Origin of the sequence: Streptomyces sp. NBC_01384, from assembly GCF_045040035.1 — a bacterium.
GTDB lineage: Bacteria > Actinomycetota > Actinomycetes > Streptomycetales > Streptomycetaceae > Streptomyces.
In genome coordinates this window covers 6,459,524-6,474,853 of sequence record NZ_CP109559.1, presented here as the reverse complement: position 1 = coordinate 6,474,853, position 15,330 = coordinate 6,459,524, and the positions used below count along the sequence as shown (strand labels likewise).

Sequence of the window (15,330 nt, the reverse complement as noted above, 5' to 3'; positions counted from 1 at the left end):
GGCCGTGTGGGCTACACGCGGCGTGGTGGTGGGGCGAGTACGGGTCCTACTCGTCGTCGGTGTTCTCGGTCTTGCTGCTGGAGCCCATGACCACGTCGCCGTGGACGACGCCGCCGGACACGGCCACCTGGTCACCCAGGACCACGGATCCGCCGAACGTGATGTCGCTGTCGCCGAAGTTGAAGACGGCGCCGCTCTCGCTGTCGCTCATGTGCTTCTCCTCTGTGCGTGCCAGATGTGCAGCGGTCGGTCGGTGGTGTCGTTCAGCGGCGTTGGGCCACTAAGCAGACGGAGGCGAGGGGCTGACCCTCGCGAAGGTGCTGCGGAGCTCAGATCAGGCAATGCCAGTCACCACCCCGTGGGGCAGATCCGGGCAGGTCATCCGGCCCGACATGGGCGGTCGGGATGATGACCCGCACCCATCGACCACCCGAGTTCAGGTGGCTGGGCCGGCACTCTGTTGAGTTGTCAAGTAACAGGCACCCAGGGCGTCGAATACAAGCTCGTGTTGTACTCGATGCCAGGAAGCTACAACTTGATGTTGTATTCCCGCAAGGCCTGCGCTCCCGTAGGCTTGTTCCGATGTCTGAGACGACGACCAGCGAGCAGCCCGAGGGGCCACTGCCAGATGACTGGTGGACGACGGCTGACGTGCTCGCCTTCCTGAAACAGGCCGGCGCCCCGATCAGCCGCGCTACGTGGAACGCATATGTGTCTCGTGGTCAGGCGCCCGCAGCCGACCGGATGTTTGGCCGATCACCGGTGTGGCAGCCGGACTCGATCCGGAAGTGGCAAGCGGCCCGCCCTCGGCGCGGCTCCCACCACGGTGGGTGACCTCCTCTCTCGATGCCTCAAGTCAACATCGATCCAGGGGCGAAGACGACGAGGTGCAGGTGCAACCACGGTGCAACGACAGTGCACTTCGCGTGCCTTCAGGCCAACCTGTGGCTCACCAGCCATCTTTAAGCGGTCAGAGCCGCTCGCTAGACTCCACTACTCCACAATCGCGTGTTGTACGGGGGCGTCGCCGATGGATGTGGTCGACCAGTGGACGGGCCGTCATGCGACTGCTCTGCAGTTCGCGCTACGCATGAGCCACGACGAGCTAGCCTCTCGACTTGGCGTCGCTCGCCGAACCGTAGCCGCATGGCATGAAAAGGCAGACACAATTCTGCGCAATGAGCTACAACAGGCGCTCGATACGCTCTTTGAGCAAGCGCCCCAGTCTGCGAAAGTGCGCTTCGCACGTCGATTGCAAGAGGCAGACGCCGACGACATCGAGACCGCGAAGGAAGCAGCAGTTCGCCTGACTGCTGCAATTGCGGTCGTTCTACATGAGACCAGTGTCTTATTGGTCTGTCGTCGAGATTCCGAACCGAGTGGCATTTCATGGCAATTTCCGGCCGGCATTGTTAAGCCCGGAGCCGCCGCAGCAAATACTGCCGTGCGTGAAACACTCGCTGAGACGGGCGTACACTGCAAGATTCGAGAGAGTTTGGGAGACAGGATCCACCCACTCTCGAAGGTGCGTTGCGAGTATTTCTTGTGTGACTACCTAACTGGTGGGGCAGAGAATCGCGATGAAGAGGAGAACATCAGCGTACTCTGGTCACCTGCGAAGGATGTCACCAATTTTATTGCAACCGACACCATTTTCCCTCCCGTTCTGCGAGTCCTGAAAGGATTAACATGACAGAAGAAGAAAAGAACGAGTCCGCTCCAATTGCTGCGGCCATTATCGCCTCTGAGGGGCGCGTGCTAATGGTCCGCCGCCGCGTGAAAGAGGGGAAACTCTCGTGGCAATTTCCTGCCGGTGAAGTGGAAAAGGGAGAACGAGGCGACGAGGCCGCAGTGAGGGAGACGCGGGAAGAGGTCGGCGTTGAGGTCTCAGCGATCCGAGTTCTCGGGGAGCGAGTGCACCCAAACACCGGTCGAACCATGGTCTACGTCGCCTGTGAACTGAACGGGGATCAGACTGCGCAGGTAGTCGACACCGAAGAACTTGCTGAACTCGCATGGTGCGACCATGCTCTGCTCAACGAGTACGTCCCGTACCCGTTCTTTGAGCCGGTACAAGATTACCTAAACACAAAGCTCAAGTAGTAACCAAATAGGGCGCCCTGTACTCCCTACAGGGCGCCCTATTTTTCTGACCTCAGCGAAACTCTAGCAGTCCCGCAAACTTCATTTGGACTACCCCGTCATGGAACTTCTCGGGCAGCGGGACTCCCCCAAGCGACAGCTTGTCAACCGAGACCGCCTCCAGGGTATCCGAGGGCAACCGTTGGGAAATTTTGAGGCATTCCTCGGCATAACCGCGCGCTTCAGCAAGCCTACCCTCTGAGCGAAGTCGCTCAACGATCACGTAGGAATACTCCGCTGATCCACGGTCATCGCCAATGTTGCGACGCCTCTCGAATTCCGCCACCAGCTCATCGAGCTTTTCGACGTGAGTCACTGCTGCCCCATCTCCCTGGGTTGTTTTTGATAACACTAGAACGTAAACCGCTCGGCGAGAGTTTCATATGCGAAAAGTTCATCCGAGGAGAACCAAAGGTCAACCTCATACTTAGCCTCGTCTGAGTTACCCGAGGCATGGATCAAGTTAGCCACTACCTTACCCTCAGCCTCGGAATGCGCCTTGGAGGTGTGTGCAAAGTCGCCACGGATCGTTCCGATTGGAGCCTCGTTAGGGAACGTATTTCCTACGATCCGCCTCACGCTAGGAACGGCCTCAACCCCCTCAAGTACGAGGGCGATGACAGGGGCACGTTGCATAAATTCCGCGGTTGCTTCGTAGACGCTCTTCCCGAACCGCTCCTCCAGATCGAAGTAGTGCTTCCGGGTGAACTCTGCGTCCATCTGCTTCATTTTGACGCCGACCACCTTGAGGCCAGCATCTTCAAACCGCTGCAGGATCCTGCCCGCCAGGCCTCGTGCCACGGCGTCAGGCTTAAACAGGACGAGAGTTCGTTCGACAGCCACCGGGTTGGGCTCCTCTCCTGGATCTACGATGCAATGACAGTCCGACGCTCTTTGGCGCTAGCCCTCTCATGGCTCCAACCTGCAGCGTAGCGTCTCCAGTTAGTGATCCGCCTCAGAGCCTGCTCGCAATGGAGGAAGCGCTATGCCCATGTCTCACGCGGAAATCTTGGTACCGGCGGAGAGTGCTGGCGGTTCATGGAACATGCAATGGCAGCTCAAGTGTCCGGCCTGCGGCGACGGCGCGGTCGAACGAGCGGACGTCACTGGCGACCATGAGGCGGTGACCGTGCAGCCCGACCGAGACGACTACGAGAGCCCGCTGGGGACCCGTGGCGGATACCTCCGCGTCGATCTTGTGTGCGGCGACGGGCACGGCTTCGCCTTCATCATGGGCAACCACAAGGGGGCGGAGTTCGTCGGAGTCGTACCCCGCACGTGAACTGAGCCGAGCCCTGGCGTCCTCGCTCCGTCTCAGCTTCCGTCTCGTTCATCGCCGTACGCGGCCGTCCGAGAGGCGGTCTCTTCGACAGCTCAGCGCTCGCAGTCGCCCACGACTCGATGGACGCACGAAGGGAGGGCGGACGAGGGTCGCCCGCCCGGAGGGCGGTCCTTCGAGCCTTCCCAGGGCGGCTAACGGACCCCACGGCCGGCCCCCACCGATAGCGCTCCGGCAGCAGGCTTCCAAGTGGTCACATCGAGCCGACTTTTAGGGCTGCGCAGATCGGACGCTAACCGCTAACATGCTGCTCAGGTCAGGTTTTGTCCGCTAGCGACGCTGCTAACGTTAGCGTCATCACCGCTAGCATCGGCAGGCCGAGTGGCCACAGTACGACGATCCTGACTCGCCGCTCTCGTCGTCCAATTCGATATCTGACAGTGCAGCCCGATGCATTGCCAAGACATGCCGATGGCTTACGATGCAGTGAACGCACTAAGCCTCACCGAGACTCGCCAAGGCTCACTGAACCTCGACGAGCTGGGAGAGGCCAAGAAGGGCCCAACGCTGTGCAACCAGCGTCAGGCCCCTCAAGGGTGCCGCAGTCACGAGCCCGGCCGTCTTGCACTCGGCCGGGCTCACTGCTGCCCGTGCCGCACACGTCCGGAACTCTCTTCTGGTCAAGACCAGAACGACCGCACCACCGTGATGACCGCGATGATCACCGGCATCCAGTCGACCATCGCCTGCCTTATCGACAGGCGCTGCTCGCACCGTGCACAGTGATCACCCGGAGAAGACTCCTGGGCCACCTGGTACCCCTCCCTTCGATCCCAGTAGGGGCCCTGAGCTGCTGCTCAGGACTTCGCCTCACGCCGAGGCGAAAATCTCGGGCGGGACCTCCGGAAGGAAGCAGCCCCAAGCATAGGCCAGTTCACGTACCCCAAGGACCCGGGGGACCACAACTTCTGGGCTGCTACAGCAATCCAACCACTAGATGTGGGGATTGACGCGTAAATTCGCCTAGGGCCCGCGTGTCGCACACGAAAGCACACGTGCCGCAAATGCAGACTGGTGCGGCGCGTGCACTCATAGGGCGCAGCCCGCAAAGAGCGAGGTCAACGCGCCGAGGCGACACGCCTAGCAGCGGCTTACTCCGCGCATGACGCGGGCGCTGACCCAGGGCTAGCCCATACCCGCCTAGCCAACCGCGCCTCCGCATCCGCAACTTGCCACTCGAACGCGTGTTTGGCGCAACCTTTCGAAAGCAACTACCGTTGCCTGCCAGCCCTAGAGAGGGGCCGACGTGACCACCACCGCAGACAGTGCCACCATCACTGCCCCAGGCACGTACGGCGGCTGGTTCATCAGCCGATGAGACGTACGGCTCGACATCGTGGTGGGCATCCCCACTGGGCTGTGGGGATACCCACCACCTGCGGTGCGAAAAATGCTGGGCCGTCTGTGGGCCGTCCGAGGACGGCCCACGACGGCCGACAACAACCAATGACGACCGCCGGACCGCTGGTCAGGACCTCATCAGGCTCCGGCGACCGAGGCGAGGTACGCCTCCGTCTTCTCCGGCTCATAGAAGAAGTTCTCGAAGTCCGCCGGGTCGTTGAAGCCGTTGGCGAAACGATGGGCCACCGCCGGGATCTGACCAGCCGCGCCGATCAGGTTCAGGACGTGCTCCGGCGGCACGCCCAGCATGGCGTTCGTCCACTTCGTCACGTGCTGGGCCGTGTCCCAGTACCGGTCGAACGCGGACCGCATCCACGCCTCGTCGAACTCCTTGTCCTCGTGCTCGAGGATCGCACCGAGGTACGCCGCCGCGCACTTGGAGGCGGAGTTGGAGCCCTGGCCGGTGATCGGGTCGTTGGCGACGACCACGTCGGCGACGCCCAGGACCAGGCCGCCGCCGGGGAGGCGGCCGATCGGGTTGCGGACGGTGGGGGCGTAACGCCCGGACAGGGTGCCGCCCTCGTCGGTGAGTTCGACCTTGGTGGCCCGGGCGTACTCCCACGGCAGGAACTTCTCCATGAGTTCCAGGGTCAGGGAGAGGTGTTCGGCCGGGTCCTTGACGCCGGTGAAGGCGTCGACCGGGCCGCCGGGTATGCCCTCCCAGAAGAGGATGTCCGCGCGGCCGGACGTGGTGAGGGTGGGCATGACGAAGAGCTCACCGACGCCGGGGACCAGGTTGCAGCGGACCGCGTCGTAGTCGGAGTGCTCGGGGCGCGGGCCCAGGCCGTGGACGTAGGCGACGGCGAGGGCGCGCTGCGGCGACGCGTACGGGGAACGGGAGGCGTCCCGACCGAACATGGAGACCAGTTCGCCCTTGCCGGCCGAGACCAGGACCAGGTCGTACGTACGGGAGAAGTAGTCCAGGTCGGAGACCGCGGCGCCGTGGATGACCAGCTGGCCGCCGCGCTGGGCGAAGGTCTCCATCCAGCCGGCCATCTTCACCCGCTGGTCGACCGACTGCGCGTAGCCGTCGAGCCGGCCCACCCAGTCGATCGCGCGCTGCGAGGGACCCGGGTCGAAGGAGCCGGGGGCCGCGACCGAGACGCCGAGTCCCTCGATCTTCGGGGCCTGGGACTCCCAGAAGTTCAACTGGAGATCACGCTCGTGCTGGAGTGCCGTGTCGAACATGCACTGGGTGGACATCACCCGGCCGGTGCGGATCTCGTCCGCCGTCCGGTTCGACATCAGGGTGACCTCGTACCCGTGCGACTGGAGGCCGAGGGCAAGCTGGAGTCCGGACTGACCGGCTCCGACGACGAGTATCTTCCGCATGCGCGTCCTAACTCCGTGTACGTCTTATTCGGGGCTCACGTCGAGCGCGTGCCCCACCAGCGCGAGCAGGGTCTCGACGACCGAGATCCGGCGCCTGGCATCCATGATCATGACAGGTATGTGCGAGGGCACCGTGAGGGCCTCGCGCACATCCGCGGCGTCGAACCGCTCGCTGCCGTCGAAGTGGTTGACCGCGACGACGTACGGCAGTCCGCAGCTCTCGAAGTAGTCGAGCGCCGGGAAGCAGTCCTTGAGGCGGCGGGTGTCGGCGAGGACCACCGCGCCGATCGCGCCGCGCACCAGGTCGTCCCACATGAACCAGAACCGCTGCTGGCCCGGCGTACCGAACACATAGAGCACCAGGTCGTCGTCGAGCGTGATGCGGCCGAAGTCCATCGCCACGGTCGTGGTCAGTTTGTCCGGGGTGCCGGTGAGGTCGTCCGTCTCCTCGCTGGCCTGGGTCATCAGCGCCTCCGTCTGGAGGGGCGTGATCTCGGAGACCGCGGTGACCAGCGTGGTCTTGCCCGCGCCGAAGCCGCCCGCCACCACGATCTTCGTGGCGACCGGGGCGCGGGTGCGGTCCGTCTGCCAGGCCTGGAGGTTCTCGTCGGACTCGGGCACCGGCACCTGGGCCGGGGCCGGGGCCGGGGCCGACGGCATCGGAGCCGTGGCGGGGAAGGCCGTTCTCGGCGCGCCCTCAGAGACGACGGAGTCCATTCAGCACCCTTTCCAGCAGAGCGCGGTCCGGCTGTCCCGGGCCGTGACCTGTTCCGTACACGCGGATCTTTCCCTGGTCCGCCAGGTCGCTCAGGAGGACGCGGACCACGCCCAGCGGCATCCTGAGGAGGGCGGCGATCTCGGCCACCGTGCGCATCCGGCGGCAGAGTTCGACGATGGCCTGCATCTCGGGCATCACCCGGGTCGCGAGCGAGCCGTTGGTCAGCTCCTTGCGCTCCTCAGGTGCTTCGAGCGCCGCCACGAACGTCTCGACGAGCAGTACGTGCCCGAAGCGGGTGCGGCCGCCGGTGAGCGAGTAGGGGCGCACGCGGGCCGGTTTGCGGTCCCCGCCGCGTATGGGGAGCTTGGGCGCGGAGGAAGAACTCACTGGGCACTCCCCGTCGGCTCGGCTTCGAGTGACTGGCGTAGCTCGCTGTGGAGTTCGGGGGTCAGCACATGGCCGGCCCGGCCGACGAAGAGCGCCATGTGGTACGCCACCACGCTCATGTCGCAGTCCGGGGCGCCGTGCACGCCGAGCAGCGAGCCGTCGCTGATCGACATGACGAAGAGACTGCCCTCGTCCATCGCGATCATCGTCTGTTTCACCCCGCCCGCGTCCATCAGACTGGCGGCGCCGATGGTGAGGCTGCCGATGCCGGAGACGATGGTGGCGAGGTCGGCGGCGGATCCCTTGGGGCCGGTGGGGCGCGCCTCCGCCCCGGTGCGGACCTCCGCGTTCCTCCCGGGATCGGAGGAGAGCAGCAACAGACCGTCGGAGGAGACGACCGCGACCGACAGGAGGCCCGGCACCTCCTCGACGAGATTCGTCAGCAGCCAGTGCAGATTGCGGGCTTCACTGCTCAGACCGAAGGTACTGGGCGCGGTCAACTGCTTGCCTCCTCGACTGTGCCCCCCGATGCGTCTACTGCGTCCTGCGTGCGGTCAAACGCGGTGTTCTGTGCGGTGCCGTGTGCGGTGCCGTGTGCGGTGCTGCGCGCGGCGTCGTGCGCGGTGTTCTGTGCGGTGGGCGTCTGCGTCTGGGCCGTCTGTTCGGCGATCTCCGCCTCCACGTCGCGGCGGCCTTCCGTGGCACCCCGGTGGAAGCCGCCGAGCCGGCGCCGCAGCGCCTCGGCATCCACACCGCCGACGCGCGGCCGCGGGACCGGCGCGGGCGCCGAGATCTTCGGCGTCCGCTTGGGCAGGCCCTTGTCGGTGACCGGCTCCGGTTCCTCGTCCGCCACCCGTTCGTGGGCGTCGGGGCCGATGGCGTAGGGGTCGGCGGGGGTGGTCCGGGCGGGCGGGACGACGTCCGGGGCGAAGGGTGTCTCGGATGCGCCGGGCTCGTCCGGCGGGGCCACCGGTGCCAGGAGCAGCATGGTGGTCTCGGACGTCGTCGGCTCGGGGACGCGTACCGGCTCCTGCGCGGCGGCGTCCGCCCGTACGGCCTGCTCCGCGGCGGCGATCAGCGGGTCCTCGTCCCCGGCGGGACCGGACGGACTGGCCGGACTGGCCGAACCGGGCGGACCGGCGGGCTTCCTCGCCGTGAGGGCCGAGCGGCCGCGCAGGACGTTGGAGTTGGCCTCCGCGTCGGCGCCCGGGAGGGTGACCGAGGGGGCGACTCCGGGGACCGGCGTGGCCGAGGGGACCGTGACGGCGGGGGCGGTGGCGAGCAGGGTCTTCGGGAGGACGACCACGGCCGCGGTGCCGCCCTGCTTCTGCTCGCGCAGCTGCACGCGGACGCCGTGCCGGTGGGCCAGCCGGGCCACCACGTACAGCCCGAGCCCGAGGCCCTCGCCGCTCTCCTGGTCGTAGGCGTCGTCCGGATCGAACGCGGAGAGGCGGGCGTTGAGCTGGACCATCCGCTCGGCGGCCATGCCGATGCCCTCGTCCTGCACGGAGAGCATCACCTCGCCGCTCTGCAGCAGCCAGCCGGAGACCTCGACGGACAGGTCGGGCGGCGAGAACGACGAGGCGTTCTCCAGGAGCTCGGCCAGCAGGTGCGAGAGGTCGTCGGCGGCGAACCCGGCGAGGTGCGCGTGCGGCGGCAGCGCGGCGATGCGGACCCGCTCGTAGCGCTCGATCTCGCTGACCGCGGCGCGCACGACGTCGACGAGCGGGACGGGGCCCGCGTGGTGCTGGACGTGTTCATGGCCCGCGAGGACGAGCAGGTTCTCACTGTGGCGCCGCATGACGGTCGCGAAGTGGTCCAGCTTGAAGAGCGTGCCCAGGCGGTCCGGGTCCTCCTCGCGCTCCTCCAGACCCTCGATGACACCGAGCTGGCGCTCGACCAGGCCGAGGGTGCGCAGCGCGAGGTTGACGAAGGTGCCGTGGATGGTGCCGCGCACCTGCTCCAAGCGGGCGGCGGCGTCGGCGAGTTCGGCGCGCAGCTGGTCGCGCTCGTCGGCCATCAGCTGGCGCTGCCCGATGAGGTGCTTGCGGTCCGCCTCAAGGGTGGTGAGCCGCTCGTGGAACGCGGCGGCGTGCGTGTGCAGCGCGTTGACGGAGCGGACGACCTGGGCGAACTCGTCGTTGCGGCCGGTGAACTTGACCGGCTCCCCGGCCCCGGGGTCCGCGGCGAGGCGGGCCGAGCCGAGCCGCAGTACGGCCAGCGGGCGGGTGAGCGAGCGGGCCATCGCCATCGAGACGCCGACCGCGACCAGCATCAGGGTGCCGATGAGGGCGACGCGGATCTCCAGCGCGGTGACGTCGTCGTCGCGCAGCCGCTCCAGGGACTTGGTGCGGTGGTCGTTCAGGGAGGCCTCGGCGCCGCGCATCAGCTCGACGCGGGCGGAGAGCGCCGCGTCCACCTTCTTCGCGCTGGTGTCCAGCTCGGAGTCGGAGAGCGTCGGCTGGTCGGTGAGGTCGGTGAGGTACTTGTCGGCGGCTGTGACGTCCGGCCCCGTGACCGTGGAGTCGTACGAGGCCCTGGCGGCCTCGGGCGCCGTCTCACGGAAGTTCGCGAGGGCCGCCTCCGAGCGCAGCCGGGCCTGCTGGGCGGCGGCGCTGAGCACGTCGCGCTGCTTGGTGTCCGAGGCGGAGGAGCCTGTGACGGTGGTCGCCAGGCCGGTGACCGGGCTGATGACCGTCTGGGTGGTGACCGGGATGTTGAGCGCCGCGAGGAGCAGTCCGCGGGCGGCGGCGGACTGCTGGACGGCGGAGTCCAGCTCGGCGAGGGCGTGCGCACCGGAGCCCGCGCGGGGCGGCAGCTGCTCGGCCAGGTCCTCGGCGAGGCCGTGGAGATCGGTGATGACGGCGGAGTACGCCTCGTGCGCTTCGAGAGCGGTGCTCTTGCCGGTGAGCGCCGCTCTGCGGACGGTGCCGATGTCGTTCAGGTCCTTCAGCAGTACGGCGGGCGCGTCCTCGTCCGCCCGCAACTCCTCGACCTGCCGGTCGACCCGGGCGCTGCGCTGCTCGGAGGGTGCCTTGGACTTGGGCCGGCCCGCGGCGATGTACGAGGTGACGTCGTCGCGCTCGTCGGCCAGCGCGTGGGCGAGCGTCAGCGCCTGCTGGGTGCGCCCGGCGAGCGTCACCAGGTTCTGGGAGTCGTTCAGTTGTTCCGAGGCCGCCATGACCGTGGGGGCTCCGGCGCCGGCGATGGCGGCCGCGACGACCGCCACGGCGACGATCAGCCGATTGCGGACATGAGCGGGACGACCCCTGCCCGCGGGGGTCTCCCCCACGGCACCCGGCGTGCGCTCCGCGCCCCCGTCGGAGGCCGACTGCTTGCCTCCGGAGGCCGACTGCTTGCCTGTGCGCCGAGACCGCATCTTCTGCACCGGTGCTCGCATTCCTGACTCGTGTACCCAAGGGTGCGGGTGACGTTCCGTCAACTGGGGCGTCCACCCTCCCCCAAGCTCTCGACTTCGCTCGAGCAGGGGGTGCCCCCATCGGTTCCCGACCCTCCCAGTGCCGGTGGGCAGTGGTCCCGCATCATCCGGCCGGCCACCCGAAGGAGTGAACCCCGGACGGGAGTTGCCGGGCAAGTTCCTCTGGCGTGCGCGACCCCCTTGCGCGGCGGGTCGGTTGGACGTCGACGGCGCGCTTTGGCAGTATTCGCCGCCACGCCTTGCCGGAGTCGATCATTCCATGCCAAACCCGGCGGCTGAGCTGCGGCTCCGTACCCATCCTGCGACCGTTGCCAGGCTTTCGTGCACCTTGTGAAAGGGTCGTGCAGACTGGCCGAATGCGTACCGAACTCGTTTCCGAGCCGGGTGACCCGGCCCGCCCCAATGAGGACTTCGCATCAATCGGACTTCCGGCGTCAGGGCAGGGGGGATCACTGGTCGTCCTCGACGGCGTGACGCCCCCCGCGGGTGACGACGGCTGTCTGCATTCCGTCCCCTGGTTCTCCGCGCGCCTCGGCGGAGCCCTGACCGAACTGTCCGCTTCCCGCCGGGATCTGACCCTGGCGGAGATCCTTTCCCGGTCGATCCGGCGCACTTCCGAGGCCCACTCCGACACCTGTGACCTTTCTCACCCGCGTACGCCCCAGGCAACCGTGGTCCTCGCCCGGTGGTCCGCCGACCTCGTCGAGTACCTGGTCCTGTCGGACTCGGCCCTTTTGCTGGAGTCCCCCGCGGGCCTGGTCACACCGGTCCTGGACGACCGCCTCATCCGCGTCCCCCGCGCCTCCCTCGCCTCGGACGCGATCGCCGACGCGACCGTCCGCAACAAGGAGGGCGGCTTCTTCACGGCCGCCGCCGACCCGTCGGTCGCGGCCCGGGCGGTGACGGGCACGGTGCCCCGGGCCGAGGTCCGCGCCCTGGCCGCCCTGACGGACGGCGCGACCCGCTGGGTGGAGAAGTTCGACGAGGGCGACTGGGGCAGCCTGTTCACCGTCATACGCAAGGAGGGCGCACAGGCCCTCGTGGACCGCGTGCGGGCGCTGGAACGGGCGGACGCGGTGGAGCGGACGCGGCTGCGGCGGAGCAAGACGCACGACGACGCGACGGTGGTGTTCGTGGAGTGCGAGCACCGGGGCATCCTCACAGGACACGGGTGAACGGAGGCGTGCCCGCCGGGTCATTTCCCCCTTTGCCTCCCCTGACCGCCCCCTTTATTTCTTCATCTATCTCTCCATGCCGAGGTTCAGTTGGTGCAGCAGCCGTGCCAGTTCCTCGACCTCGTGGGGGTCCCAGTGGGCGAGCTGGCTGACGTAGCGGGCGCGGCGGGCCTCGCGTACCTGGCTGACCCGGCCGCGGCCCTCCTCAGTGAGGTGGACGAGCCAGGCGCGGCCGTCGGCGGGGTCCGGCTCGCGGGCGACCAGGCCGAGCTCCTCCAGTGCGCGCAGTTGGCGGGACATGGTGGCCTTGCCGACGCCGATGTAGGCGGCGAGCTCCGTCGCACGCTGGCGACCGCACTCGTCGAGGCGTACGAGGAGCCCGTACGCGGCGGACTCCAGGTCCGGATGGACCTCGCGTGCCATCTCCCCCTGGTTGGCGCGGGCGCGGCGCAGGAACACGGTCAACTCCCGCTCCAGGGACAGGAACTCCCGTTCCTTGCCGTCGTGCGCGGCGGGCCGGTCCACACCACTTCCCGACGCCTCGGCTTCGGCACCCCGTCCGTCACCGTTTCCGCCCTCGCGCACGCCAGACCCCTGACCCGGTTTCCCGATCCTGAAAGCTTCCGCCAAAACCAGCCGTTCCAGCAGCTCCGTCAGTATTTCGCAGGCGTATACCAACGGCATCCCCTGGTCACCCTTACCTCTTACCCCTTCCCGCGCCGACCGCCGACCGCCGACTTCTAGCCGCCGACCGCCGACGCCTTCCGACTCGGGGCTCGGCCACGGCGGTCCGGCCCCTCCCCGCAACAGGGCGAAGGCCCGGGCCTCCCTCACGGGACCCGGGCCTTCCCTCATCCGGCAACGTCCGTCACGCCGCTACCGGAACCTCCGCCGTCGCGCCGTTCGTCGCCGGCGACAGCGCCAGCTCCAGGACCTGGCGGACGTCCGTGACGGCGTGGACGTCGAGCTTCTCCAGGACCTCGGCAGGGACGTCGTCCAGGTCGGCCTCGTTGCGCTTCGGGATGATGACCGTGGTGACACCCGCCCGGTGCGCGGCGAGCAGCTTCTGCTTCACCCCGCCGATGGGCAGGACACGCCCCGTCAGCGAGACCTCACCCGTCATCGCCACGTCCGTGCGGACCAGCCGGCCGGACAGCAGCGAGGCCAGCGCCGTCGTCATCGTGACGCCCGCGCTCGGACCGTCCTTGGGGACCGCGCCCGCCGGGAAGTGGATGTGCACGCCCCGGTCCTTCAGGTCGCCGACCGGCAGTTCCAGCTCGGCGCCGTGCGAGCGCAGGAAGGAGAGGGCGATCTGCGCCGACTCCTTCATCACGTCACCCAGCTGACCGGTCAGGGTCAGACCGGCCGCGCCCGTCTCCGGGTCGGCCAGCGACGCCTCCACGAAGAGGACGTCACCGCCCGCGCCGGTGACGGCCAGACCGGTGGCGACACCGGGCACCGCCGTACGGCGCTCGGCCGGGTCCTGAGCGGACTCGGGCACGTGGTGCGGCCGCCCGATCAGCCCGCGCAGATCGGCGTCGGTCACCGTGAACGGCAGCTCCCGCTCACCGAGTTCGTGCTGCGCCGCGACCTTGCGGAGCAGCCGGGCGACGGCCCGCTCCAGGTTGCGTACGCCCGCTTCCCGGGTGTACTCCCCGGCGAGCTTGCGCAGCGCGCTCTCGTCGAGCGCGACCTCGTCCTTCTCCAGACCGGCCCGCTCCAGCTGACGCGGCAGCAGGTGGTCACGGGCGATGACGACCTTCTCGTCCTCGGTGTACCCGTCGAGCCGGACCAGCTCCATACGGTCGAGCAGGGCCTCCGGGATGGCTTCGAGCACGTTGGCCGTCGCCAGGAACACCACGTCGCTGAGGTCGAGCTCGACCTCCAGGTAGTGGTCCCGGAAGGTGTGGTTCTGGGCGGGGTCGAGGACTTCGAGCAGCGCCGCGGCGGGGTCACCGCGGAAGTCGGAGCCGACCTTGTCGATCTCGTCCAGCAGGACCACCGGGTTCATGGACCCGGCCTCCTTGATGGCGCGGACGATACGGCCGGGCAGCGCACCGACGTACGTACGCCGGTGTCCACGGATCTCCGCCTCGTCCCGTACGCCACCGAGAGCGACGCGGACGAACTTGCGGCCCATGGCGTGCGCGACGGACTCACCGAGGCTGGTCTTGCCGACACCGGGCGGACCGACGAGCGCGAGCACGGCACCGCCGCGTCGCCCGCCGACCACGCCGAGCCCACGCTCGGACCGCCGCTTGCGCACGGCCAGGTACTCGGTGATGCGCTCCTTCACGTCCTCAAGACCGGCGTGCTCGGCGTCCAGGATGCTCTTGGCGCCCTGGATGTCGTACTCGTCCTCGGTGCGCTCGTTCCACGGCAGTTCCAGGACGGTGTCGAGCCAGGTCCGGATCCAGCCACCCTCGGGCGACTGGTCGCTGGACCGCTCCAGCTTGTCGACCTCCTTGAGCGCGGCCTCGCGGACGTTCTCGGGGAGGTCGGCGGCCTCGACGCGGGTCCGGTAGTCATCGGACTCCTCGCCCTCCTTGGCGTCGCCGTTCAGCTCGCGCAGTTCCTTGCGGACGGCTTCGAGCTGGCGCCGCAGCAGGAACTCGCGCTGCTGCTTGTCGACGCCCTCCTGGACGTCCTTGGCGATGGACTCGGCGACATCCTGCTCGGCGAGGTGCTCACGCAGCTGCTCGGTGGCGAGCTTGAGCCGGGCCACCGGGTCCGTGGTCTCCAGCAGCGTGACCTTCTGCTCGGTGCTCAGGAAAGGCGAGTAACCGGAATTGTCGGCGAGGGTGGACACGTCTTCAATGGCCTGTACGCGGTCCACGACCTGCCAGGCGCCGCGCTTGCGCAGCCAGCTGGTGGCGAGGGCCTTGTACTCCTTGACCAGTTCGGTGACATGGCCGGGCAGCGGGTCGGGCACGGTCTCGTCGACCCGGGTGCCCTCGACCCACAGGGCGGCACCCGGACCGGTCGTCCCGGCGCCGATCTTCACGCGCCCACGGCCGCGGATCAGCGCACCCGGGTCGCCGTCGGCCAGGCGGCCGACCTGCTCGACCGTGCCGAGCACACCGGTGCTCGGGTACTCCCCGTCGATACGTGGCACCAGCAGCACCTTCGGCTTGCCGGGCTCCGTCCGTGCGGCGGCCTGGGCGGCCTCCACCGCGGCGCGGACATCGGCATCGTTCAGGTCAAGCGGGACCACCATTCCGGGCAGCACGACCTCGTCGTCGAGCGGCAGCACGGGCAGGGTGAGGGGGGCGGACTTCGTGGAGTCGGCAGCCATGATCTTCCTCTCGACAAGCAAGTTGAGCTATGCCGACTCAATGCTTGTGAGCCCCCGAATGTTCCCCACGGGGTGTTCGCTCTCAGCGATCGCCCCGTGACG

14 protein-coding genes are annotated in these 15,330 nt (G+C 68.0%); 4 read left to right on the top strand and 10 right to left on the bottom strand.

Annotated features, from left to right (window positions below; genetic code table 11):
* Positions 1–46: 46 nt before the first annotated feature.
* Positions 47–211, bottom strand: coding sequence for a hypothetical protein (locus tag OG747_RS29735; protein ID WP_405882444.1), 165 nt, complete (start codon positions 209–211; stop codon positions 47–49).
* 819 nt (positions 212–1,030) lie between these two features.
* Here OG747_RS29735 and OG747_RS29730 point away from each other — a divergent pair.
* Positions 1,031–1,693, top strand: coding sequence for an NUDIX domain-containing protein (locus OG747_RS29730; protein ID WP_364559779.1), 663 nt, complete (start codon positions 1,031–1,033; stop codon positions 1,691–1,693).
* Complete coding sequence (locus tag OG747_RS29725) at positions 1,690–2,103, top strand: NUDIX hydrolase (protein WP_405882443.1); 414 nt, start codon at positions 1,690–1,692, stop codon at positions 2,101–2,103. Before OG747_RS29730 ends, OG747_RS29725 begins: the two co-directional genes overlap by 4 nt.
* Before the next feature lie 52 nt (positions 2,104–2,155).
* Here OG747_RS29725 and OG747_RS29720 read toward each other — a convergent pair whose 3' ends face one another.
* Both OG747_RS29720 and OG747_RS29715 read right to left on the bottom strand, forming a co-directional pair.
* On the bottom strand, positions 2,156–2,458 hold the full coding sequence (locus tag OG747_RS29720; RefSeq protein ID WP_364559785.1) for a hypothetical protein: 303 nt from the start codon (positions 2,456–2,458) through the stop codon (positions 2,156–2,158).
* 35 nt (positions 2,459–2,493) lie between these two features.
* A complete protein-coding gene (locus OG747_RS29715; RefSeq protein WP_364559788.1) occupies positions 2,494–2,985 on the bottom strand; it encodes a nucleoside-diphosphate kinase in 492 nt (163 codons plus the stop codon).
* Positions 2,986–3,187: 202 nt separating this feature from the next.
* Between OG747_RS29715 and OG747_RS29710 the strand changes: the two genes are divergently transcribed.
* On the top strand, positions 3,188–3,424 hold the full coding sequence (locus OG747_RS29710; RefSeq protein ID WP_405882442.1) for a hypothetical protein: 237 nt from the start codon (positions 3,188–3,190) through the stop codon (positions 3,422–3,424).
* A 1,536-nt stretch (positions 3,425–4,960) separates the two neighbouring features.
* Here the strand turns inward: OG747_RS29710 and OG747_RS29705 are convergent.
* Genes OG747_RS29705 through OG747_RS29685 form a run of 5 tightly spaced genes read right to left on the bottom strand, consistent with a single transcriptional unit; the run spans position 4,961 to position 10,698 of the window.
* On the bottom strand, positions 4,961–6,214 hold the full coding sequence (locus OG747_RS29705; RefSeq protein WP_405882441.1) for a styrene monooxygenase/indole monooxygenase family protein: 1,254 nt from the start codon (positions 6,212–6,214) through the stop codon (positions 4,961–4,963).
* Positions 6,215–6,238: 24 nt separating this feature from the next.
* Positions 6,239–6,874 (bottom strand): GTP-binding protein, encoded by a 636-nt coding sequence (locus tag OG747_RS29700; RefSeq protein ID WP_405885747.1) that lies wholly within the window; start codon positions 6,872–6,874, stop codon positions 6,239–6,241.
* A 37-nt stretch (positions 6,875–6,911) separates the two neighbouring features.
* Entirely contained in the window at positions 6,912–7,319 is a 408-nt protein-coding gene (locus OG747_RS29695) for a DUF742 domain-containing protein (RefSeq protein ID WP_075028888.1), read from the bottom strand.
* On the bottom strand, positions 7,316–7,819 hold the full coding sequence (locus OG747_RS29690; protein WP_405882440.1) for a roadblock/LC7 domain-containing protein: 504 nt from the start codon (positions 7,817–7,819) through the stop codon (positions 7,316–7,318). The genes OG747_RS29695 and OG747_RS29690 overlap by 4 nt, the downstream gene beginning before the upstream one ends.
* Positions 7,816–10,698 carry a nitrate- and nitrite sensing domain-containing protein gene (locus OG747_RS29685; protein WP_405885746.1) on the bottom strand — a complete coding sequence of 961 codons (2,883 nt, stop codon included), beginning with the start codon at positions 10,696–10,698 and terminating at the stop codon, positions 7,816–7,818. Before OG747_RS29685 ends, OG747_RS29690 begins: the two co-directional genes overlap by 4 nt.
* Positions 10,699–11,114: 416 nt before the next feature.
* Here OG747_RS29685 and OG747_RS29680 point away from each other — a divergent pair, with 416 nt between their 5' ends.
* Entirely contained in the window at positions 11,115–11,933 is an 819-nt protein-coding gene (locus tag OG747_RS29680; RefSeq protein ID WP_405882439.1) for a hypothetical protein, read from the top strand.
* Positions 11,934–11,999: 66 nt separating this feature from the next.
* Here OG747_RS29680 and OG747_RS29675 read toward each other — a convergent pair whose 3' ends face one another.
* Positions 12,000–12,518 carry a MarR family winged helix-turn-helix transcriptional regulator gene (locus OG747_RS29675; protein ID WP_405882438.1) on the bottom strand — a complete coding sequence of 173 codons (519 nt, stop codon included), beginning with the start codon at positions 12,516–12,518 and terminating at the stop codon, positions 12,000–12,002.
* A gap of 283 nt (positions 12,519–12,801) precedes the next feature.
* On the bottom strand, positions 12,802–15,228 hold the full coding sequence (gene lon, locus OG747_RS29670) for an endopeptidase La (protein ID WP_405882437.1): 2,427 nt from the start codon (positions 15,226–15,228) through the stop codon (positions 12,802–12,804).
* Positions 15,229–15,330 lie beyond the last annotated feature (102 nt).

What these genes read in the sequence shown, in the direction of transcription:
- OG747_RS29735 (WP_405882444.1), bottom strand. Translation starts at nt 211, where the DNA reads ATGAGCGACAGCGAGAGCGGCGCCGTCTTCAACTTCGGCGACAGCGAC.
- OG747_RS29730 (WP_364559779.1), top strand. Translation starts at nt 1,031, where the DNA reads ATGGATGTGGTCGACCAGTGGACGGGCCGTCATGCGACTGCTCTGCAG.
- OG747_RS29725 (WP_405882443.1), top strand. Translation starts at nt 1,690, where the DNA reads ATGACAGAAGAAGAAAAGAACGAGTCCGCTCCAATTGCTGCGGCCATT.
- OG747_RS29710 (WP_405882442.1), top strand. Translation starts at nt 3,188, where the DNA reads ATGCAATGGCAGCTCAAGTGTCCGGCCTGCGGCGACGGCGCGGTCGAA.
- OG747_RS29705 (WP_405882441.1), bottom strand. Translation starts at nt 6,214, where the DNA reads ATGCGGAAGATACTCGTCGTCGGAGCCGGTCAGTCCGGACTCCAGCTT.
- OG747_RS29700 (WP_405885747.1), bottom strand. Translation starts at nt 6,874, where the DNA reads ATGCCGTCGGCCCCGGCCCCGGCCCCGGCCCAGGTGCCGGTGCCCGAG.
- OG747_RS29685 (WP_405885746.1), bottom strand. Translation starts at nt 10,698, where the DNA reads ATGCGGTCTCGGCGCACAGGCAAGCAGTCGGCCTCCGGAGGCAAGCAG.
- OG747_RS29680 (WP_405882439.1), top strand. Translation starts at nt 11,115, where the DNA reads ATGCGTACCGAACTCGTTTCCGAGCCGGGTGACCCGGCCCGCCCCAAT.
- lon (WP_405882437.1), bottom strand. Translation starts at nt 15,228, where the DNA reads ATGGCTGCCGACTCCACGAAGTCCGCCCCCCTCACCCTGCCCGTGCTG.